The 19,908-nt window shown below is 70.7% G+C and carries 19 protein-coding genes; 7 read left to right on the top strand and 12 right to left on the bottom strand.

The window, feature by feature from the left end:
- Positions 1-58: 58 nt before the first annotated feature.
- Together BJ998_RS36445 and BJ998_RS36450 are read left to right on the top strand one after the other, a co-directional pair.
- Positions 59-1,123: a glycoside hydrolase family 62 protein gene (locus BJ998_RS36445; protein ID WP_184867836.1), complete on the top strand. Its 1,065-nt coding sequence runs from the start codon at positions 59-61 to the stop codon at positions 1,121-1,123.
- 16 nt (positions 1,124-1,139) lie between these two features.
- Complete coding sequence (locus BJ998_RS36450) at positions 1,140-4,253, top strand: glycosyl hydrolase 115 family protein (protein ID WP_184867837.1); 3,114 nt, start codon at positions 1,140-1,142, stop codon at positions 4,251-4,253.
- 108 nt (positions 4,254-4,361) lie between these two features.
- On the opposite strand, the gene BJ998_RS36455 is transcribed toward BJ998_RS36450, so the two are convergent.
- On the bottom strand, positions 4,362-5,663 hold the full coding sequence (locus BJ998_RS36455) for an SGNH/GDSL hydrolase family protein (protein WP_184867838.1): 1,302 nt from the start codon (positions 5,661-5,663) through the stop codon (positions 4,362-4,364).
- A 166-nt stretch (positions 5,664-5,829) separates the two neighbouring features.
- Between BJ998_RS36455 and BJ998_RS36460 the strand changes: the two genes are divergently transcribed.
- Positions 5,830-6,465: a SanA/YdcF family protein gene (locus BJ998_RS36460; RefSeq protein WP_221338245.1), complete on the top strand. Its 636-nt coding sequence runs from the start codon at positions 5,830-5,832 to the stop codon at positions 6,463-6,465.
- Positions 6,466-6,480: 15 nt separating this feature from the next.
- On the opposite strand, the gene BJ998_RS36465 is transcribed toward BJ998_RS36460, so the two are convergent.
- Complete coding sequence (locus BJ998_RS36465; protein ID WP_184867840.1) at positions 6,481-7,749, bottom strand: MFS transporter; 1,269 nt, start codon at positions 7,747-7,749, stop codon at positions 6,481-6,483.
- Positions 7,750-7,806: 57 nt separating this feature from the next.
- Between BJ998_RS36465 and BJ998_RS36470 the strand changes: the two genes are divergently transcribed.
- Positions 7,807-8,175 (top strand): hypothetical protein, encoded by a 369-nt coding sequence (locus tag BJ998_RS36470; RefSeq protein WP_312890491.1) that lies wholly within the window; start codon positions 7,807-7,809, stop codon positions 8,173-8,175.
- Complete coding sequence (locus BJ998_RS36475; RefSeq protein ID WP_184867841.1) at positions 8,172-8,723, top strand: manganese efflux pump MntP; 552 nt, start codon at positions 8,172-8,174, stop codon at positions 8,721-8,723. The genes BJ998_RS36470 and BJ998_RS36475 overlap by 4 nt, the downstream gene beginning before the upstream one ends.
- A gap of 7 nt (positions 8,724-8,730) precedes the next feature.
- Here the strand turns inward: BJ998_RS36475 and BJ998_RS36480 are convergent, their stop codons facing one another.
- The gene (locus BJ998_RS36480; protein ID WP_184867842.1) at positions 8,731-9,684 is read right to left on the bottom strand and encodes a quinone oxidoreductase family protein; all 954 of its coding nucleotides are present in this window, start codon (positions 9,682-9,684) and stop codon (positions 8,731-8,733) included.
- Between the two features lie 228 nt (positions 9,685-9,912).
- Here BJ998_RS36480 and BJ998_RS36485 point away from each other — a divergent pair, with 228 nt between their 5' ends.
- Positions 9,913-10,287 (top strand): anti-sigma factor antagonist, encoded by a 375-nt coding sequence (locus tag BJ998_RS36485; protein WP_184867843.1) that lies wholly within the window; start codon positions 9,913-9,915, stop codon positions 10,285-10,287.
- A gap of 714 nt (positions 10,288-11,001) precedes the next feature.
- On the opposite strand, the gene BJ998_RS36490 is transcribed toward BJ998_RS36485, so the two are convergent.
- The 6 genes from BJ998_RS36490 to BJ998_RS36515 all read right to left on the bottom strand — a co-directional run bounded on the left by BJ998_RS36490 (position 11,002) and on the right by BJ998_RS36515 (position 15,562).
- The gene (locus BJ998_RS36490; RefSeq protein ID WP_184867844.1) at positions 11,002-12,042 is read right to left on the bottom strand and encodes a YihY/virulence factor BrkB family protein; all 1,041 of its coding nucleotides are present in this window, start codon (positions 12,040-12,042) and stop codon (positions 11,002-11,004) included.
- Between the two features lie 179 nt (positions 12,043-12,221).
- On the bottom strand, positions 12,222-12,962 hold the full coding sequence (locus BJ998_RS36495; RefSeq protein ID WP_184867845.1) for a hypothetical protein: 741 nt from the start codon (positions 12,960-12,962) through the stop codon (positions 12,222-12,224).
- Between the two features lie 5 nt (positions 12,963-12,967).
- On the bottom strand, positions 12,968-13,177 hold the full coding sequence (locus BJ998_RS36500; RefSeq protein WP_184867846.1) for a hypothetical protein: 210 nt from the start codon (positions 13,175-13,177) through the stop codon (positions 12,968-12,970).
- 141 nt (positions 13,178-13,318) lie between these two features.
- The gene (locus BJ998_RS36505; RefSeq protein WP_184867847.1) at positions 13,319-13,678 is read right to left on the bottom strand and encodes an ArsR/SmtB family transcription factor; all 360 of its coding nucleotides are present in this window, start codon (positions 13,676-13,678) and stop codon (positions 13,319-13,321) included.
- Positions 13,679-14,147: 469 nt separating this feature from the next.
- Entirely contained in the window at positions 14,148-14,933 is a 786-nt protein-coding gene (locus tag BJ998_RS36510) for a hypothetical protein (RefSeq protein WP_184867848.1), read from the bottom strand.
- Positions 14,930-15,562: an RNA polymerase sigma factor gene (locus tag BJ998_RS36515; protein WP_312890492.1), complete on the bottom strand. Its 633-nt coding sequence runs from the start codon at positions 15,560-15,562 to the stop codon at positions 14,930-14,932. Before BJ998_RS36515 ends, BJ998_RS36510 begins: the two co-directional genes overlap by 4 nt.
- A gap of 206 nt (positions 15,563-15,768) precedes the next feature.
- Between BJ998_RS36515 and BJ998_RS36520 the strand changes: the two genes are divergently transcribed.
- Positions 15,769-16,482 (top strand): hypothetical protein, encoded by a 714-nt coding sequence (locus tag BJ998_RS36520; protein ID WP_184867850.1) that lies wholly within the window; start codon positions 15,769-15,771, stop codon positions 16,480-16,482.
- Between the two features lie 353 nt (positions 16,483-16,835).
- Here the strand turns inward: BJ998_RS36520 and BJ998_RS48805 are convergent, their stop codons facing one another.
- The 3 genes from BJ998_RS48805 to BJ998_RS36535 all read right to left on the bottom strand — a co-directional run bounded on the left by BJ998_RS48805 (position 16,836) and on the right by BJ998_RS36535 (position 19,533).
- On the bottom strand, positions 16,836-17,528 hold the full coding sequence (locus tag BJ998_RS48805) for an RICIN domain-containing protein (RefSeq protein WP_376775962.1): 693 nt from the start codon (positions 17,526-17,528) through the stop codon (positions 16,836-16,838).
- Between the two features lie 166 nt (positions 17,529-17,694).
- Positions 17,695-18,387 carry a response regulator gene (locus tag BJ998_RS36530; protein WP_312890493.1) on the bottom strand — a complete coding sequence of 231 codons (693 nt, stop codon included), beginning with the start codon at positions 18,385-18,387 and terminating at the stop codon, positions 17,695-17,697.
- 3 nt (positions 18,388-18,390) lie between these two features.
- A complete protein-coding gene (locus BJ998_RS36535; protein WP_184867852.1) occupies positions 18,391-19,533 on the bottom strand; it encodes a sensor histidine kinase in 1,143 nt (380 codons plus the stop codon).
- Positions 19,534-19,908: the final 375 nt, after the last annotated feature.

Raw genomic sequence — 19,908 nt, forward strand, 5'->3', positions numbered from 1 at the left:
GAACATTTTCGATGACGACGTCAGGTCGACTCCGTCCTCTCCGCCAGGAGGTCGTTTCATGCCAGCAGGCTCCCCGCCGCGCCGGTGGCCTCGCGTTCTCGTCGCGGCGGTCGTGGCGGTGGCCGCCGTCTGCGCCACCACGTCGAGCGCCGCGGCGGTGACGCTGCCCGGCAGCTTCCGGTGGAACTCCGGCGGCGTGGTCATCAGCCCGCGGTCGGACTCGAGTCACAGCCTGGTGTCCATCAAGGACCCGAGCGTCGTCCGCTACAACAACCGCTGGTACGTGTACGCCTCCACGGTCAACAGCGCCGGCAAGTACAGCATGGCCACCGTGAACTTCACCGACTGGTCGCAGGCCGCGTCGGCGCCGACGTACCACCTGGACACCAACCCGAACATCGGCAGCCGGTACGCGGCCGCGCCGCAGCTGTTCTACTTCGCCCCGCAGCACAAGTGGTACCTGGTCTACCAGACCGGCCCGCCCTCGTTCTCCACCGCGAGCGACCCCGGCCGCCCGGACACCTGGTCGGCGCCGCAGCACTTCTTCGCCGCCGAACCGCCGATCGTCACCCAGAACAAGGGAAGTCACGGCTGGATCGACTTCTGGGTGATCTGCGACTCGGCCAACTGCTACCTGTTCTTCTCCGACGACAACGGGCATCTCTACCGCTCGCGCACCTCGGTGGCGAACTTCCCCGACGGCTTCACCGACACCACCATCGTGCTGCAGGACAGCAACAAGTTCCACCTGTTCGAAGCGTCCAACGTGTACAAGCTCAAGGGGCAGAACGGCTACCTGCTGCTGGTGGAGGCGATCGGCTCGGACGGGCGCCGGTACTTCCGCTCGTGGACGGCCGGCCGGCTGGACGGCGCCTGGACACCGCTGGCCGACACCGAGTCCAACCCGTTCGCCCGCGCCGACAACGTGACCTTTACCGGCCCGGCGTGGACGAAGGACTTCAGCCACGGCGAGATGATCCGTGACGGCTACGACCAGACCCTGACCATCGACCCGTGCCACCTGCAGTACCTCTACCAGGGCAAGGATCCGTCCGCGTCCGGTCCGTACACCTACCTGCCGTGGCGGCTGGGGCTGCTCACGCAGACCGGCTCCAGCTGCTGATTCCCGGAGGACGACGATGACCTCTTCGGCCGAACTGGCCAGACGGAACTTCCTGCGCCTGATGGGGGTTCTCGCCGCCGGAGCGGCGACCGCGCGGGCCGGGACGGCGTTCGCCGCGCCGAGTTATGTGTCCGACCGGGCCGACACGGGCAGTTTCCCTTTGGTGGCGGGGAAGAAGGCCACCGCGCTGGTGGTCAGCGCCGCCGATCACCCGGGCGTGGTGCGCGTCGCCGGGGACCTGCAGGCGGACATCGAGCGGGTCACCGGGATCCGGCCGGCCCTGCACGTCGACGAGGTCCCCCAGGCGGCGCAGGTGGTGTTGATCGGGTCGATCGATCGCAGTCCGCTGGTGCACGATCTGGTGTCCGCCGGTCGGCTTGACGTGTCCGGGATCGCCGGCAAGTGGGAGACCTCGCTGACCGAGGTCGTGGCCAACCCCCGGCCCGGGGTGGCCCGGGCCCTGGTGATCACCGGCAGCGACCAGCGGGGCACGATCTTCGGCGCCTACGACATCTCGCGCCTGATCGGCGTCTCACCGTGGTACTGGTGGGACGACGTCCCGGTGGCGCACCAGGACGAACTGCACGTGCAGGCCGGGCGGCACAGCCTCGGCACGCCGTTCGTGAAGTACCGGGGGCTGTTCATCAACGACGAGAACCCGGCGCTGGGCACGTGGGCGCCGGCGTTCTTCGGTCCCGGGCTGGCGCCGGGGCACGCCGACGGCTTCAACCACAAGTTCTACGAGAAGGTCTTCGAGACCATGCTGCGGCTGCGGGCGAACTACCTGTGGCCGGCGGTGTGGGGCCGGGCCTTCGCCGAGGACGATCCCGTCAACCACGCGACCGCCACCCGGTACGGCGTCGTCATGGGCACCTCGCACGAGGCGCCGATGTTGCGGGGCATCGAGGAGTGGAACCGGCACGCGGTGGCCGCGGTGCGCGACGCGGACGGCAAGATCGTGAAGCCGGGACACGACGCGTACGGCGGCACGGGGGAGTGGAGCTACCGCCGCAACCCGGACGCGCTGAGGGCGTACTGGACCGACGGCATCCGGCGCATGGTCGACCAGAACATCGAAGGCGTGGTCACGGTCGGGATGCGCGGCAACGGCGACACCGCGCTGCCCGACGGCGACAGCAAGGACCTGATGCAGGAGATCATCGCCGCGCAGCGCGCGATCCTGGCCCAGGAGACCGGAAAGGATCCGGCGACCACACCGCAGGTGTGGACGCTCTACAAGGAGGTCCTGCGGTACTGGCAGCAGGGACTGCGGCCGCCGGACGACGTCACCGTGGTGTTCCCCGACGACAACTGGGGGAACATGTGCAAGCTGCCCGACCCCACGCTGCCGCCCCGGGCCGGCGGTTACGGCCTGTACTACCACTTCGACTACGTCGGCGCCGCCCGCTGCTACAAGTGGGTGGACACGGCCCTGATCGCCAACGTCTGGGAGCAGCTCAACCAGGCCGCCACGTACGGCATCGACCGGCTGTGGGTGGCCAACGTCGGCGACATGAAGGGCAACGAGCTGCCGCTGCAGTTCTTCCTCGACTACGCCTGGAACCCGTTCCCGGCCGAGCAGTTGACCGCGTGGGAGCAGCAGTACGCCCGGCAGAGCTTCGGCGAGCGGAACGCGGCCGCCGTCGCCGGGGTCCTGCACACCTACGGCCGGCTGCAGTCCCGCCGCAAGCCGGAGCTGCTCAACCGCAGGATCAGCATCACCCCGGGCAAGGACCCGGCCACCGACCGGTCCGCGATCGTCTACGACGACCAGGCCAGCCCCTTCAGCCTGACCGACTACCAGGAGCTGGACCGGGTCACCGCCGAGTGGCGGCAGCTGGCCGACCGCGCCGACAAGGTCGGACGCCAGCTGCCGGCCGCCTGTCAGGACGCCTTCTTCGAGCTCGTGGGCTACGAGGTCGCGGCGAGCGCGAACCTGTATGCGTTGCGGCAGGCCGAGTTCACCAACATCCTCTACGCGGCCCAGGGCCGGGCCTCGGCCGACGACCTGGCGACCACGGCCGAGGCCCGGTTCAACGACGATCTCGCGCTGGCCGACCGGTTCAACACCAAGGTCGCCGGTGGGAAGTGGAAGGGGTTCCAGACCCAGCCGCACATCGACTACGGCGACGTGGCCCGCTACGGCACGGACGCGTCCTGGCAGCAGCCGCAGCTCAACAACGCGGCCATCCCGGACGTGATCTTCCCTGCTGTCCGTCGGGTCACCCTGGCGGCCGGTGCGGAGCTCGGTGTGGCGATAGACGGCTCGGACCGCTGGTGGCCGGCCGAACCGACCGGCCCGGTGCTGCCCGAGTTCAGCCCGTTCCAGTCACAGCCGGCGCAGTACATCGACGTGTTCAACCGCGGCAGTGCGGCCTTCGACTACACGATCACGCCCGGCGTGCCGTGGCTTCAGGCGCAGCCGGCGCGGGGACGGGTCGACAAGCAGGTCCGCGCGACGCTGCGGGTCGACTGGTCGAAGGCCCCCAAGGGGACGACTCAGGTGCCGATCGTGGTCAGCGGCGCCGGTCGCACCGTGACCGTCCAGGCCGTCGTCGCCAACCGATCGCTTCCTTCGGGATGGCGCAACGGTTTCGTGGAGGCCAACGGCTACGTGTCCATGGAGGCCGAGCACTTCACCGCCAGCGCGGGCACAGCGGCGGTGTCGTGGCGGCGCATCCCGGACCTCGGCCGCACCGGTGCGGGGATGAAACCCTTCCCCGTCACGGCCGCCTCCCAACAGCCGGGGCAGGGCCCGCGGCTGGAGTACCGGATGACGCTGTTCACCGCGGGAACCGTTACGGTGTGGGCCTTCCTGTCGCCGCGCAGCAACGTGCTGGCGTCGCCGGGCCTGCGCTACGCGGTGTCGTTCGACGACGCGCAGCCACAGGTGGTCGACATCATCAAGGCGACCGGCGCCGACTCCACCGCGATGAACCGGCAGTGGGAGTGGACCATCTCCGACAACGTCAACCGCACCGCCACCCGGCACACCATCGCCGGCCCCGGCACGCACGTGCTGAAGTTCTGGATGGTCGACCCGACAGTGGTGCTGCAGAAGCTCGTCGTGGACACCGGCGGCCTGCGGCCGAGCTACCTCGGCCCGCCCGAGAGCCGCCGAATTCCGTAAGGCACAAGGAAACGCCCCTTCCCCGTCGGGGAAGGGGCGTTTCGTCGTGGGCTCAGCTCGCGACTGGCCTCTGTGGGGGGTAAGCGCTTTCCCGACTCCGCATGCCGCTCACCGGAACAGTGAGAGGGGGACGGCCCGCCCGAGTGCCTGGTAGCCGACCGGGTTCAGGTGCAGGTGGTCGCCGGTGTCGTACGCCGGCAGCAACTGCCTCGGATTGGCCGGGTCGCGGGCGACGCGGTCGAAGTCGATCACACTGTCGAACCTGCCGCTGGTGCGGATCCACGTGTTGACGCTCTGCCGGGCGGCCTCCCGGTACCCGTCCGGGTCGTCGTAGGAATTGCCGCCGAAGGGGGTGATCGTCGCGCCGTAGACCCGGATGCCGTGGGCATGGGCACGGGTGACCATCTGCTGGTAGGCCATGATGAGGTTCTGGACGACCTGGTGCTGGGTGGTCGGGTCCGGCGTGGCGGTGCCGATGTCGTTGACGCCCTCGAACACCATCGACCAGTTGATGCCGCTCTGGGCCAGCACATCGCGGTCGAACCGGCCGAGGGCGTTGGGACCGAGGCCGTCGTGCAGCACGCGGTTTCCGCCGGCCGCCTGGTTGAGCACCGAGATGTCCCTGGTGTCCCGGCCCGCCTGCAGCCGTGCGATCAGCGCGTCCGGCCACCGGTCGTTGCCGTTTGTCGTCGAGCCCCGGCCGTCGGTGATCGAGTCGCCCACGATGGCGACGCCCGCACTGCGCGTGGTGGACAACAGTTCGACCGCGCTGAGGAAGTACCAGTGGTCGACCGGGGTCGCGCCGGAAAGGTCGGCATCGTCGAGGTGGTTGCCCGCGAGGAGGTACGAAGTGGTGCGGGAACCGGGATGCGAGGTGATGTTCGTGGACGCCTGTCCGGTGGCCAGGTAGAGCGTGACGGTCAGGTTCGACTGCGCCGTAACGGAAAGGTCGACCGGGTCCGAGACCGCCAGCGCCCCGACCGGTATCGTCACCGAGGGCTGGCCGTCGAAGGTGACCGTCCGCGAGGTGCCCGGCGCGATCGCGCTCACGCCGGCCTTCCCGTCGGCCGGAAGCGCCACCGAGACCGCGGTGATGGGCAGGTCTGCGCCGCCGAATGCGTTGGACAGCTGCAACCTGAGCTGTCGTCCGGCGGTTGAGACGTGGACCGTTTGTCGCACCGTGCTGTTCGCCAGTACCAGGTTCGGCTGTGTGAACGGCGCCGGCGGCATGTTGGCCGGCTCGGTGAGCTGCGGCATCGCGGTCCAGGTGTCGACCCAGTGCGTCGCGGAGGCAGTGGACTGGGAGGCAGCGGACTGCGTGGGGGCTGGCGGCAGGGAGAAGGCTGCGGCGGCGAGACAGATCACCGCGGCGGCGACGAGAGGAACCGGCCACCACAATGGTTTTCTCATGGCGTCAGCCTGCCGCAGGAGACCGCTGCTGACCAGACTCCACTCAGGTCAGCGCGTGACCGTGCAGCCCGTAACCGAAACGCCGGCTCTGACCGTCCACATGCGACCACGCCCCGCACTTCACACCGGTGAAGCCACTTCCGTCGCGGTATGGTTCCATGGACGCGTGGGGGAGCAGCCGCTACGTCGCCGGTGGCCCAGACGGGCCCTGCGGATCGGGCTCGCCGTCCTCGTTCTGGCCGTCGTGCTGACGGGTGCGAGTGTGACGTGGGCGTACACCGCCTCCGCCGGACACCGGTACGACGTCGCCGACGCGCCCGCCGCCCCGGTGGCGATCGTGCTCGGCGCGGAGGTCGGGACCCCTTTCCTCCGCGGCAGGCTGGACGTGACGGTTCAACTGGTCGCGACGGGCAAGGTGCGGTCGGTGTTGGTGTCCGGCAATGCCGCGGGCAGTTCCGGTGACGAGACCACGACGATGACCTCGTACCTCGTCTCGAGAGGCGTCTCCCCGACCAAGATCGTCGTCGATCCGTACGGCTTGGACACGTACGACACCTGCGCGCGGGCAGTGCGGGTGTTCGCCGTCCGCCGCGCGCTGGTGGTGACGCAGCCGTATCACCTGCCGAGGACGGTGGCGCTGTGCCGCAGCCTGGGAATGGACGCGGACGGCGTGAACGCGACGTGTGACTGTGGATTCCTCATCCTGCTCAAGAACCAGGTGCGGGAGTGGCTGGCCAGTGTCCTCGCCCTCAAGGACGCGATCTGGCACCGTGCGCCCGCTGTCGTGTCCCCGCCGATGTGAATCCCCTGTGCCGGCTCACCTCGTGTCGGCCGTGCCGACGTGGTCCGGTTCGGAGGCGCGGACGGCGTGACCGCGGAGTCCGGCGGCCGCCGGCGGCACGAGCGCGATGGTCAACAGGGCCGAGACCAGCAGGCCGCCCTGCGTGCCGACGCCCTGCACGAGCGGGCCGCCGAGGGCGAGGCCGATGGGTGCGGCCAGGGTCGAGCCGGCGGTCCACAGGGTGAGCACCGGCTGCTGCTCGTCCGGCGCGAGCACGGCCTGCACGGCCGTGTAGACCACGGGGGTGAAGGGTGCGTAGATCAGCCCGCCGACGAAGAGCACGACGACGGCGTAGGGCACCGACGGCGCGATGGTCAGCAGCAGCACCACGGCCGCCCACCCGGCGATGATCGAGACCAGGAGTTTCCGCTCGGGCAGCTTCCGGAGCAGGCCGGTCAGCATCGCGCCGATCAGCGCGCCCACGCCGAACCCGGTCCAGATCAGGCCCAGCGACAGGCCGTCACCCCGCAGCGGCCCGCGCACCAGCAGCGGCAGCGCGATCTCCACCGGCATGTAGAACAGGTTGAAACCGAACACCACCACCAGCAGCCGGGCGGTGAGTGGGATGCGGCGCAGGATCCGCAGGCCGGACGCGGGAATGGTCTCGCCGTCGACCGAGCCGGTGGTCGGTGGTCTGATGACGACGGCCGCCGCCAGCAGGAGGATCAGGCTGGCGCCGTCCACGAGCAGGGCGATGCCCGGATTGCGGACGGCGGCCAGGATCCCGCCGACCAGCGGGCCGATCGCGTACGTCGCGAGACTCGTGCTGGTGCCGAGGAGTCCGTTGGCCGCCAACCGGCCTTCCGGCGGCACCATCGCCGTCACCACGAGGCGGCGGGCGCTCATGCCGACCATCCGGAAGACCGAGGCGACCAGCAGCCCGCAGACCAGCACCGGCAGCGTGATCGCGTCCGCCATGGCCAGCAGTCCCAGCCCGGCGAGCAGGCCGCCGCGCAGGACGCAGTCCGCGATGATCGATGCCCGCGGCGGGATGCGCAGCCTGGTGAGCCCGATGGTGAAGGCCAGGACCGTGGCCAGCACGTACGGAGCCGCCTCGACCGCGGAGATCGCCAGCGGCGCCGGCACGTCGCCGTGGATGCGCAGGGTGAGCAGCGGCAACGCCGTGATGATCGCGCCGTCACCGACGTTGGTCACCGCGTCGCCGGCCAGCAGCGCGCTGACCTTGCCGTCGCGCAACACCCGCCAGTACGACCAGGTCCGGTTCTCCTCCACCACGCTGATCATTGTTGAACCTCCAGCAGAGTAGAAGTCCAGTGCCCGGGTCACCGGTAGGGTCGCCGGGTGCAGCGGGAGAACGTCCTGATGAGGGTCGGCTGGATCTGCCTGGCTGTGGTCAGCGTCGGCATCCTCGCCTTCGGCGCCGTCGTGTTGGTGACGCCGCCGAGCGGGGACAGCCCGCTCTACCGCGCTGACGGCCTGGCCTCGGTCGGCCTGGGCGGGTTCGGGCTGCTGCTCGCCGTGATCCCGTTCCGTCGGCGGGAACGTTGGGCCTGGTCGGCGCTGTGGTTCTACCCGCCGTTCTGGCTGGCTCACCTGGTGTTCGGCCTGCCGCCCGGCACCGACCACGTGCACCAGGTCGTGTTCGTCGTGCTTTCGCTGGCCGGCTTGCTGCTGCCGGTCCGACAGTTCTTCCCGGTCGGCGCGCGGTGACCGAGGCGCTGGCGCTGCTCGGGTTCGTGCTGCCACTCGGGCTGGACTCGTTCGCCGTCGCCGCGGCGGTCGGCGCCGCCGGGACGCTGCCCGCGCGGGTCCGGTGGCGGATCACCGCGTTGTTCGTGGTGTTCGAGGCCGGGATGCCGCTGGTCGGGCTCGCGCTTGGTGCGCCGGTGGCGCGGGCGATCGGTCCGGTCGCCAACTACGTGGTGGTCGCGGTCGGCCTGTGGATGTTGCTGCACGACGAGGACGACGAGGAGGAGAAGGCCGAACGGCTGGTGACCGCCCGCGGTGCCGCGCTGCTCGGCCTCGGCGTGAGTATCAGCCTGGACGAACTGGCCATCGGCTTCGGCCTGGGCCTCACCCACCTGCCGCTGCTGCCGGTGATCGTCGGCATCGCCGCGCAGGCGTTCATCGCCACCCAGCTCGGGCTGTGGCTGGGCGCCCACGTCGCCGAGCGATTCCGGGAAGCCGCTGAGCGCCTCGCCGGCATCGTGCTGGTCGTGATGGGCGTCGTGCTCGCCGTCGAGCAACTCATCGGGTGACAGCCGATCAGGCCACGAGCAGGACGACCTTTCCCGTGGTGCGGCGGGCGATGAGATCGGCGAAGGCGCGGTCGGCGTCGGACAGGGGGTAGCGGGAGCCGGTGATGGGGCGCAGCCGGCCCTGGGCGGTGAGGCTCAGCAGCTCGCTGAGGGGCTCGCGGTAGGCCAACGGCAGGGCGAGGGCGGGGCGGAGCCAGAAGCCGGCCACGGAGACGTTGCGTTCGGCGAGCCGGCCGGGGTCGATGGACGGCCGGCCCTGGTGCGCCGCGTCGCCGTAGCTGACCAGGCGGCCGAACTGGGCGAGCGCCTCCAGCCCGGCGGTGATCGCGGCCCCGCCGTTGGCGTCCAGAACGACGTCGACGCCTTGGCCGCCGTTGGCCTGGCGGATCCGCTCGGCGTAACCGGCCGGGTCGCTGTCGACGGCGGCGTCGGCGCCGAGTTCGAGGGCGAGGCGTCGTTTGTCCGAAGTGGACGCTGCGGCGATCACCCGGCCGGCGCCGAACTCGCGGGCCAGCTGGATCGCGAGCGAGCCGACGCCGCCCGCGGCGGCGTTGACGGCCACCGACTCGCCGCCTCGGAGGCGGGCGGAGCCGCGGAGCAGGTGCCAGGCGGTCAGGCCCTGCACGAGCAGGGCGAGCGCCTGCTCGTCGGTGACGCCGTCGGGGACGTCCACGGCCGCGTCGGCCGGGATCAGCGCCTGCTCGGCGAAACCGCCGCCGTCGAAGGACAATCCGACCACGCGACGACCGTCGGCGGTCCGGCCGACCACCTCGGAACCGGGGATGAACGGCAGGTCGACGGCGACGGAGTAGGTGCCGGCGATCCGTGAGACATCGGCGTAGTTGACGCCGGCGGCGGTGACGGCCACCAGCAGATGGCCGTCGCCCGGGACAGGGTCGTCCACCTCGGTCACGTCGAGGGTCTCGGGTCCGCCGTGCCGCGTGATCTGGATCGCCCGCATGTCATCAGACGGTAGGCGGGACCCGTGCGCTCCACTGTGACGTCCACATGCCGGGACCGGGTCGACGCCGCCACTGCTCGGCCAGCAGCTCGTACGACGGGTTTGAGCATCGGCCCGGTTGGGTAACCGCTCATGTTCAGCAAAAACGATCCCGGGGAGCTGGCTTAGGACGGGTTCGAGCACCGAGTGCTCGCTTTGGGTTGCCCCTCGCCAACGTAGGGAGCCCGCATGCGTGACCACTCGCGTCTGCCTCGGTGTTGGTCCCCGCCGCTGCGGGTCACGGTCGAGCACCGCGGCCGAATGTGCCTCGTGCGTGTGTCCGGCGAGGTGGACGCGTTCAGCGCCAATCAGCTCGCGCAGCCGATCTGGCGCGAGCTGGCCGAACTGCCGGACGTTCTGGTGCTCGATCTCCTGCACGTGACGTTCTTCGGCGCGGCCGGCGTGCGGCTCGCACTCCAGATCCGGCAGGCCGCCGAGAACGTCGAGGCCGACCTCCGCCTGCTGGGGACCGAAACCATTGTGCGGCCACTCGAACTCACCGGCCTCGGCCGGCTGTTCCGTGTGCACGCCACGCTTGCGGAGGCCGCCGCCGCGCTCGGATGAGATCGCGCGCGGCGAGGCGCGGTCGGTTCTGCCGTGCCGCGCTTCGCCAAACGTCGAGCTCCTATCGTTGACCGTGCCCGCGGGCTGGTCCGCTCGGCGGACCGCCATGCGTGCCGCCGCCGTGGGTGCCCGGGTCCGGCGGACCGTGCTCGTGGGTGTCGCGCTCGCAGTGCCCGGGCGCCGGGACCTTTCCGTCGCATCGCGCCGGTCGGTCTTCGGATGAGCGCGTGGAGAACACTGGTGGGTCGACCGGGTGGGATTCCGCCGCTGGAGTGGTGGCGGCGGGCGTGGTCGCAACGGCCACCTCCCGAGGCGGTGGAATCGCACCTGCGGACGGGTGACCGGCGGCGTCCGAGGATGACAGCCGCACCGACGTCGAGGTCCCGGGTGCCGGTGGGGCGACGGTCTTCGCCGAACAGGAGAAGTAGCAATCATCGGCTGGTGGGACGACCGTGAGCGGGACGACGATTCCGGCGACCATCAGCGCGAGACCGCCGACTCCGGCGGCCCACGAGACGGCGGTCGTGCGACCGTTGCTGCGGCCCCGCTCGGTCATACGAGTGATCCTCACGTACGCTGACAACGGTGACACCGGAGTATACGAAGCCCAATCGGCGCCCGGAACCGACGCCTGCGTGAATCGCGCATCGTGACGACCGCTCGCGCTGTGTCGATGTCGGCTCCATGCCGCCGAAAGGACGCGGCCGGTGCTGCCTACTGGCCGCGGTGTCGGGACCGGTCGGCGCGCGGGAAGTCGGCTTGCACGCGTTCCTCCTGGTGGTAGGTGCGCTCCTTGGCATAGGCGTCGTAAGCACGCTGATCGGCCTCGGTGTCGGGCGAGTCGCGCAGGCCACGGGGATGCAGGCGTTCGGTCAGCACGACGTTGAGCTGGGCGCCCGCCAGCGTGATCAGGCTCTGCAGGTAGAACCACCACAGGATGGTGATCACGGTGGCGAAGTGACCGTAGGTGCTCTGCGCGTTGTGCAGATAGCGGCTGATGATCAGCGAGGACAGCGACTGCAGGACCCAGAACAGCACGCCGGACAGCACCGCGCCGGGCAGCACCTGCCGGGTGGTGATCTTCCGGTTGGTCAGGATCCGGAAGGCCGCGACGAACAGGCCGACGTCCAGCGCGATCGCCACCGCGTACCCGGCCACGCGCCCCGTCCAGCCCAGGTCGATGCCGGTCGACTGGCCGGAGACGAACCCGGTGACCAGTGTGCTGACCACCAGACCGAGCCCGACGGTGGCCAACACGCCCAGCGCGCGCAGCAGCTGCGAGAACAGGCCGGGCCGTTTGACGTAGGGGATCTCCCACACGGCGTTGAACGCGACCTCGACCGTGCGCACCACCGCCAGGCCGCTCCACAACGCGTTGACCAACCCGACGATCAGCGCCCACCAGGAGCCGCTCAGCCCGTGCATCGCCGAGGTGTCCACCAACGGGATCATGCTCGCGACGTGTTCGAGCACCGTGGCCTTGATGCCGGTGGGCAGCAGGAAACCGAGCAGGGTCACGAACACCAACAACAGCGGGAAGAGCGAGAAGAACGCCCAGAAGGCGATCATGCTGGCCAGCCTGGTCGACTGGTCCTCGGCGAATTTCCGGGCCACCGCGACCGCGATCGCCACCGGCTTGTGCCGCTGCTGGAACTGGTCGATCTGGTCAACCGCCTCCTGCACGGGACCGGTGCCGCGAGTGTCGGGCGGCGCGCCGCGGGAGTGGGTTCCGGGGTTGTCGTTGTTCTCGCGCATGGCGGGCTCCCGGGTCGGGCCAGGGTTCATGACCGCTTACAGGTGCTCGCGGGTGCCCGTCGAGCCGACGGCGAACCTGCGTCCGCGGTGGGCATGCGCGCCATTGGCGTCGATTGGCCGGCGTTTCCGGCGGCGACAGCACACGATCTCATCGGACGCGCCACCGCCGGGCGCAGTTGTCACCGGTCGAGGCGATCGCCGGCCAGGGCGCGGCTGGCCATCGCGAAGACGGTGGGGCTCAGTTCCGGATCATCCTGGTCCGGCACCCACCGGCCGTTCCTGGTGCGGGCGGCCAACGCGTAGGCGCAGGCCCGTAGGACGTCGAAATCGGATCGGGAGCCGGGCTTGCTGAGTAACGCGTGAACGAGACCGGGTAACGCGAGCAGCGGGTACGCCGGGTCGTCGGCGGCGAGCAGTGGCGGTTGGCCTTCCGCTGTGGTCGGCAGGACGACCGGAACGCCGCCGCCCAGGGGATCGATCACGGCGTCGGAGCGGTGGGTGATGCGGCGCAGCGGGTAGCTCAGGGCGTCGGTGGGTTCCCAGGACACGATGTCGCCCACGCCGATGGCCAGCAGCAGCGGACACAGCGTCGGGATCGCCGTCGACTCGACGATGACCACGCGTGCCGACGCCGGCGGCCGGCCGGTCCTGGCCAGCAGCACGAGCAGCCGGCCGGCGAGCCCGACGGCGGTCATCTCCTCGCGGGTGAGGCACGGGATGGCCGCTCTCGCCGTGAACTCGGCCTTCAGTTGGCGGGCGCGGATCTGGTCCAGCCCGCCGAGGTACACGGCGTCCACGCCGCGCGGCCGTGGCGTGAACAGCAGTGCGACCGACTCCGGCACGATCTTCAGGCCCGGGAGCTCGTCGGGCAGGTCGGTGTCGCCGTCGCCGATGACGGCCAGACGCAGCGGGCGTCGCATCGCTGTCACCCGTTCCCGTCCGGCAGTGTGGCGAGAATGTCCGACTCCACCCACCCGCTCATGTCCACGCCGTGTCGTCGGGCGACGGCGAGCAGGTCGACGAGCCGGCCGGAGAACAGCTGCTCACGGTAGCCGTCACCCACCCGCCTGGCCTGGCGGATGTCGGCCTGAACGTCCTGGACGCGGTCGTGCAGCGTGGCCACGAACTCACCCATCGGACTCCGTCCCTCCAGCGGCTGCCCACATTATGCTCTGCGCAATTGAAGATTATTGCAACTCTTTGACACCGTACTGTGGCGACGATCTCCCGTTGCGGCGCGTAGCCGCGCAAGGGAGCGTGCGCGGGGCGTCGCGGCTCAGTCGGCCCGCACTTCCGTGGCCGCGCCGGGCACGGCGGTGCGGAGGTCTTCCAGCAGCTCGATCTGCCCCGCCAGCACCCCGGTCAGGATCGACCGGGCCACCGCGAGCAACTCGGCCACCTGCGGACTGGTCAGCGAGTAGTAGACGTTCGAGCCTTCCTTGCGGCTGGTCACCAGGCCGGCCCGGCGCAGCACCGCCAGCTGCTGTGACAGGTTGGCGGCCTCGATGCCGACCTCGGGCAGCATCTCGGCGACCGCGTGCTCGCGCTGGCTGAGCAGCTCCAGCACCCTGATCCGCGCCGGATGCCCCAACGTCTTGAAGAACTCGGCCTTCAGCTGGTACAGCGGCCTGCTCACGCCGACCACCCCGCCCTCGTCGTCATGTCATGATCCTCTCCTGTCCCGCCGCCGGAGGATCGACCGCGCCCAGCCTTTCGCAGGATCAACAATTGCAGAATTTAGCAAGTCTTCGCGGCGAGGGGGACTCTCCACGCGGCTGGCGTCGCGCGGATCTCATCCGGCCCGCTGGCCGGCGCCATGGCCGAGGTGAACGGTGGCCGGCGAGCGACCGGACCGACAGCGCCGGTAGACCTCGACGTGTCCAGCTCGCGTCGTTGTCGCGGGACCGCAAGACGCTGCCGTCCGCGCGCGCCGGCGCAGGTCCCCGGCAGCAGCTCGTACGTGGGGAGAGCGACCCGCGCCGGTCGCATGTGTCCTCTGTGGAACAAGGACGGGCGGCAGTGCCTGGGGGTGTGCACCACCGCCCGTCCGGTAGCGACGCCGGGAGGGAGGCCCTGGCGCCGCGAACCCTTGGGGGAACGGACGATCAGTGACCGGGATGCGTGGTCGGCGGGCCCGTGGCGTGGTTCGGGCCCGGATCGGGATGGCTGGTGGCGGGGCCGTTCCCGTTGTGCCCCTGGGCACCGTGGTTCCCGTCGGTGGTGGCCGGCGGGACGACCGTGGTGGTGCCGCCGGCCGGTCCCCGTTTGCTGGCAAGCAGTTCGGCGCAGTAGGCGTCGACCTTGTCCCTGCCGCCGGCCTCGGTGACCAGCGCCGTGAACCCCGGGCTGTCCAAGGCTTTGCCGTGCTCCGAGCCCGCACCGGCGGTGTAGGCGTTGCACAGGCCGGCCAGGGAGGGAGCCGGCGACGGGGCTTGCGGCGACGGGGATGAGCCGTGATCACCACTGCCACCGGCGCCGGTCAAGGGGTCGGTCGAGGACGGGTTCGTCGAGGTGCTGGGAGTGCCGGAGTGGGCGGGCGCGACCGGCGGGTTCCCGCTCAAAGGGGTTGGCAGATAACCAGTTGCGGCGGCCGTCGCGACGCCGCCGACAACCACCGCCACGGCGGCGGCGACGGCCGCGATCCTGGCGGTGCGCAGCCTCGCCAGCAGGGTCTTGAGTATCGACGGTCTCCGGGACGGAGATGCGGGCTCGAGACGAGCGGCGCGGAACGCCGCAACAGCGGCCTGCTCACCGGCCAGCTCGCCGTCACGGGCGGGGGCGGCCGCGGCGGCAAGCAGGTCGGTCAGCGGACGTGCGCCGACGACCGGGGCACCGTTGAGCATCTGCTCGGTGGTGCGCCGGTCGAGGCGGCGGCGGGGGTGCGTGCTCATCTCACCTCCTTCAGCGTCGGCGTGGCCATTTGTGTCACACCACCCGCTGACCTGCGGGTTTTCCCGTCCTCGTCCTCGGCGTCGAGGAGCTCGGCGAGCTTGCGCAGCCCCCGGTGGGCCGCGGTGCGCACGGCTCCGGCGCGCTTGCCGAGCACGCGGGCCGCCCGGGTGGCGTCCAGCCCCATGACCGCTCGCAGCAGGACGGCTTCGGCCTGGTCACGGGGCAGCGTCGCGATCAACGCCAGCGCCGCGTCGGTCCCGATCGCGTCCACAGCGGACTCGGCGGTGTCCTCGCGCGCGGGCACCTCGGCCAGCTGGTCGTCCTGCGCCGAGCCGGCCGGACGTCTTCGCTGGTGGCGCAGGTGATCCAGGGCTCGGTTCCGGGCGATGGTCGCGGCCCAGCCGCGGAATCCGTCCAGGTCGCCCCGGAAGGTCGCCAGGTCCCGCGCGATGTGCAGCCACGCTTCCGACGCGACGTCCTCGGCGTCGTCGGCGACCAGAACACGCAGGTAGCGCAGCAGGTTCGGCTGGACCGCGCGGTACAGCACCCGAAACGCGTCCTCGTCACCGCTCTCGCACGCGGCGCGCAACGCCACCGACGGATCTGGCGTCTCCGCAGCCGCCGACACCAGCGCCTCACCACCTTCACCCAGCCGCCTCGACAACCGCGACATCATGGTGCACGTCGGTGCCGTTACGGAACCCCTTGGCGGCCGGTCGAGCGTAGGCTCCGTCGCTCGCGGCGACTAACAAAAAGCTAACGACACTGTCCATTGCGGAGCTAACGGCGCATGATGCCGCGGCAACGCCATCACGCTGCCTCCTGGAGTCCACCATGGTCAAGTCCGGTCTGTTCAGAACCATCACCGCGGTGCTGCTCACCGCCGGCGCCGCGCTCGCGGCGTCGGGTGTGGCGGCCGCGGCGACGGACACCCCGCCGTCGTCGGGGGACGACCGGGCGGTCGTCTACTCGGGCAACGCCGTCACCTGCGACCAGGCGCACCTCCCTGGCGGCATCGTCCAGGTCACGTCCACTGTGGACGCCACGAACACCTACATCACCGTGACCGGTGTCCCCGGCGGCGTCACCGTCACCGGCATCGTGGTGAAGGGCAGCGACGGGTTCAACGTGTACCTGCCCGGCAAGCTCGGCGCGCTGCCGTGGAGCAACCTGCACTCCCCGATCGCCGGCAACAGCGGCAAGCCCGCGACGATCAGCCACTGGTTCGCCTGCGGCACCGAGACGACGTCGTCGACCAGCAAGACGACCAGTTCCACCAGCAAGACGAGCACCACCAGCACTACCAGTAAGACAAGCACCACCAGCAACACCACCACGACCGCGCCGGGCTCGTCGACCACCACCACGACGACCGTGACCACCACGACGGCCGCCGGCGTCGCCACGACGACCACCACGTCCGCCGGCACGGCGCCGCTCGCCTTCACCGGCTTCAGCGGTGGCTGGTTGGTCATCATCGCCGCCGCGCTGCTGCTCGGCGGGGCCGCGTTGATCGCGATCCCGAAGCTGCGCGCCCGGCGACGCTAGCCGATCCGGGGCGGGCGCCAGCGGCGTCGAGCCACGCCGCTGGGCCTGCCCTGGAATGCCCGAACCGTTGACCGTCTACTTCGGAATCATCATCGCCGCCGGGCGTCGTCGTCGATGGCGTCTGCGAGATTCAGCCCGCGTTCGAGTCCCGGCCATCGGCCGTCACACTGGGACTATCGTCCACAGTGGACTCTTGTGACGGTGGCTTCCCGACCGTGTCGAACGATCGCCGGCGCGAGATCCCCTCGACCGCGTCCGGATCGCGCAGGGTGGCTGGCAAGTTCAGTTCCACGGTGAATCGCTGCCGTGCCAGGGAATTCGGATCATCGCGCGGTGAGTCGCGGCTGCGACGACTAGCCGAGCGTCCACCGTTGGTTGCTGCGGCCGTTGCAGGTCCACAGCTGGACCAAAGCGCCGTCGGCGGTGCTCGCCCCGGTGACGTCGAGGCACAGTCCCGACTGGACGCCGCTGATGGAGCCGTCGGCGTTGAAGCGCCACCGCTGGTTGGCCTGGCCGTTGCAGTTCCAGATGATCACCTTGGTGCCGGGATCGGTGCCCTGGCCGTAGGCGTCGAGGCAGACCGTGCCGTCGTACACCGTCAGTTCGCCCGCGGAGCTGCGGGTGAAGATCTGGTTCGCACCCCCGGAGCAGGAGCGGATCTGCAGCTGCGTGCCGGGCGTGGTGGTGGAGTTCGGCACGTCCAGGCACTTGCCCGCACCGACCGCGTGCAGCTGTTTGCCGCCGGACCGTGGAGCCGTCGTCGTGGTCGCCGCCGGCGGGTGCGGGGCCGAGGACGGGGGAGTCGTCGTGGTGGTGACCGGCTGAGCCGGTGGCAAGGCCGACGTGGTGGCCGGCGGTGCCACGGCCGCGAACGTGGTGCTGGGCGCGGCGGTGGCGGTGGCGATGGTCGAGGACGACACGGCGGTCGGAATCCGCCAGTCCGTCGACGGCATCGGCTCGGCCACCGGCTCCGGCGGCGGCGAACTGGTCGCCAGGAAGATCAGCACCGAGCCGACCAGCGCGCCGGTCGTCGCGATCCACACCATCAATCCGTCGACGCGCGGTCTCTCGCGGCGTCTCGGACGATGCTCGAAGGGCTCCATAGCGCGGGCAGCATACGCGGCCGGATTCCCGCCCACTGTGCCGGATTTGGGCCGCGAACGTCAGAGTTGACCCTACGTAGTCGAATTCGACGAATTCGACGGTGGTCGGTCACCGTGGTTGCGTGCCGTCAGTCCGGACCAGGCCGGTCTGGTAGGCCAGCACGACCAGTTGCGCACGGTCGCGGGCGTCCACTTTGGCCATCGCGCGGTTGATGTGCGTCTTGACGGTCAACGGGCTCAGCATCAGCAGTGCGGCGATCTCGTCCGTGGACAGCCCGGTGGCCACCAGCGCGGTGATCTCGAGCTCCCGCTCGGTCAGGACCGCGAGCCGATCCGGATCGGCGGCGCGCGCGGTCCCGGGCTGGCGGAGGAAATGGTTGATCAGCTTGCTCGTCGCGGTCGGCGACAGCAGCCGGTCGCCCCGCGCCACCACGCGGATCGCGGCGAGCAGCTCGCCGGGTTCGGTGTCCTTGCCGAGAAAGCCGCTGGCGCCCACGCGCAACGCCTCGAAGACGTACTCGTCGATCTCGAACAGCGTCAGGATCAGCACCCGGACCGGCGCGAGATCCCGGTCGGCGGCGATCTGGCGGGTCGCGGCCAGACCGTCGCCGTCGGGCATGCGGATGTCCATCAGCAGCACGTCGGGCCGGGCGCACCGGGCCAGTTCCACGGCCTGCCGCCCGGTTCCGGCCTCGCCGACCACCTCCATGTCGTCCTCGGCGTCCACCAGCATGCGGAAGCCGACCCGCAGCAGCGCCTGGTCGTCGGCCAGTGCTACCCGGATCCGCGCGGCATCGGCCACAGCTCATCCCTCCTCGGGCAGCGGCAGCACGGCCGTCACCCGGAATCCGCCGTCCGGCCGCGGTCCGAGCACCACTCGGCCGCCCACGGCCGCGGCGCGTTCGATCATGCCTCGGGTTCCGTTGCCCGTCGTCCCCGCCGGCGCGCCCACGCCGTCGTCGTCGACCGCGATGCACAGCTCGGCCTGCCGGTAGTCCACGCACAGCCGGGCCGAGCCGGTCCGGGCGTGTCTGCGCACATTGGTCAGCGCCTCCTGGATGATCCGGTAGGCCGCGGCGTCCACCACCGCGGGGAGCGGTCGCGGCGATCCGACCGTGGTCAGCTCGACCGACAACCCGGCAACACCCAGGGCGTCGGTCAACTCCGCCAACCGCGCCAGCCCGGCGACCGGTTCGACCGGGGCGGCGGGGTCGCCCGGATGGCGGAGCATCTCGATGGTGACGGCCAATTCGTCCAGTGCCGCCCGGCTGGCGGCCCGGACGTGTCCCAGCGCGGTCTCGGCCTGCTCGGGGCGACGGGCCAGCAGGTGCGCGGCCACGCCGGCGTGCACGTGGATCAGGGCGAGTTGGTGGGAGACAACGTCGTGCAGGTCCCGCGCGAGGCGCACGCGTTCCTCGGCCACGCGGCGGCCGGCTTCCCGTTCCCGGTCGTGTTCGGCGTGCCGGGCCCGATCCTCGACGGCGGCGAGGTAGGCCCGTTGCTGGCGCGCTGCGTCCCCGGCCGCGACGGCGGCCGCCACTATGGCCAACTCCAGCAGGGGGACGCCCTCCCCCAGCAGCGTGCCGCCGATCCCGACGGTCACGAATGTGGCGACGCCGGTGGTGAGGGCGGCGCGGCGGGGGAGGGCGGCCGTCAGGGTGTAGACGGTGGCGGTCAGCGCGGTGGTGGTCGTCCAGTGCGGTCCGGAGCCGGTCAGCTGGGCCAGGAACGCGGCCACGGCGACCGTGACCGCGGCGGCGGGCCACTGCCGGCGGAAGGCCACCGCCAGGCCGGCGGCTGCCAGCACTGTCACCTCCCAGACCCGATGTGGTCCGGACAGACCGTCGGGCAACAACATCAGGCCGACAATGCACACGCCGACCGCGAGCACCGCGTCCAGGACTTGCCACCGCGACCACCTGGCGTAGCCGGCAAACAGCGTGCGCACGACACGACTGTAGAGCCTTCCGCCGCCGTGGTGCCGCTGAGCTCCCCGGGTACTGCCAGCGCAGTACGCCGTCCGCGATTACCGCGCCGGCAGTACCGGTCGACCCTGCCGTGGGTGGATGCGCCCGCGTGTGGTGCCGGGCCAAGGTGATGCCGTGCACGGTCGCCGTCGCGAATGCGTGCCACAACCCGAGGAGGATTCTGTGTTGAGTCGCTTGCTGCGAGCGCGCGGCCGGACGGGGAGGGCGGTGGCGTTGTTCGTCCTCGTTCTGTGCGGTGTGGTGGGAACGACCGGCGTCGTGCCGACGGCCCCGTCCCACGCAGCCACCGCCACGGCGACGCCGGTTCGAGAACTCCCGGTTCCGCCCACGGCTCC

This window comes from Kutzneria kofuensis (genome assembly GCF_014203355.1).
GTDB lineage: Bacteria > Actinomycetota > Actinomycetes > Mycobacteriales > Pseudonocardiaceae > Kutzneria > Kutzneria kofuensis.

What these genes read in the sequence shown, in the direction of transcription:
- BJ998_RS36445 (WP_184867836.1), top strand. Translation starts at nt 59, where the DNA reads ATGCCAGCAGGCTCCCCGCCGCGCCGGTGGCCTCGCGTTCTCGTCGCG.
- BJ998_RS36450 (WP_184867837.1), top strand. Translation starts at nt 1,140, where the DNA reads ATGACCTCTTCGGCCGAACTGGCCAGACGGAACTTCCTGCGCCTGATG.
- BJ998_RS36455 (WP_184867838.1), bottom strand. Translation starts at nt 5,663, where the DNA reads ATGAGAAAACCATTGTGGTGGCCGGTTCCTCTCGTCGCCGCCGCGGTG.
- BJ998_RS36465 (WP_184867840.1), bottom strand. Translation starts at nt 7,749, where the DNA reads ATGATCAGCGTGGTGGAGGAGAACCGGACCTGGTCGTACTGGCGGGTG.
- BJ998_RS36480 (WP_184867842.1), bottom strand. Translation starts at nt 9,684, where the DNA reads ATGCGGGCGATCCAGATCACGCGGCACGGCGGACCCGAGACCCTCGAC.
- BJ998_RS36485 (WP_184867843.1), top strand. Translation starts at nt 9,913, where the DNA reads ATGCGTGACCACTCGCGTCTGCCTCGGTGTTGGTCCCCGCCGCTGCGG.
- BJ998_RS36490 (WP_184867844.1), bottom strand. Translation starts at nt 12,042, where the DNA reads ATGCGCGAGAACAACGACAACCCCGGAACCCACTCCCGCGGCGCGCCG.
- BJ998_RS36495 (WP_184867845.1), bottom strand. Translation starts at nt 12,962, where the DNA reads ATGCGACGCCCGCTGCGTCTGGCCGTCATCGGCGACGGCGACACCGAC.
- BJ998_RS36500 (WP_184867846.1), bottom strand. Translation starts at nt 13,177, where the DNA reads ATGGGTGAGTTCGTGGCCACGCTGCACGACCGCGTCCAGGACGTTCAG.
- BJ998_RS36510 (WP_184867848.1), bottom strand. Translation starts at nt 14,933, where the DNA reads ATGAGCACGCACCCCCGCCGCCGCCTCGACCGGCGCACCACCGAGCAG.
- BJ998_RS36520 (WP_184867850.1), top strand. Translation starts at nt 15,769, where the DNA reads ATGGTCAAGTCCGGTCTGTTCAGAACCATCACCGCGGTGCTGCTCACC.
- BJ998_RS48805 (WP_376775962.1), bottom strand. Translation starts at nt 17,528, where the DNA reads ATGGTGTGGATCGCGACGACCGGCGCGCTGGTCGGCTCGGTGCTGATC.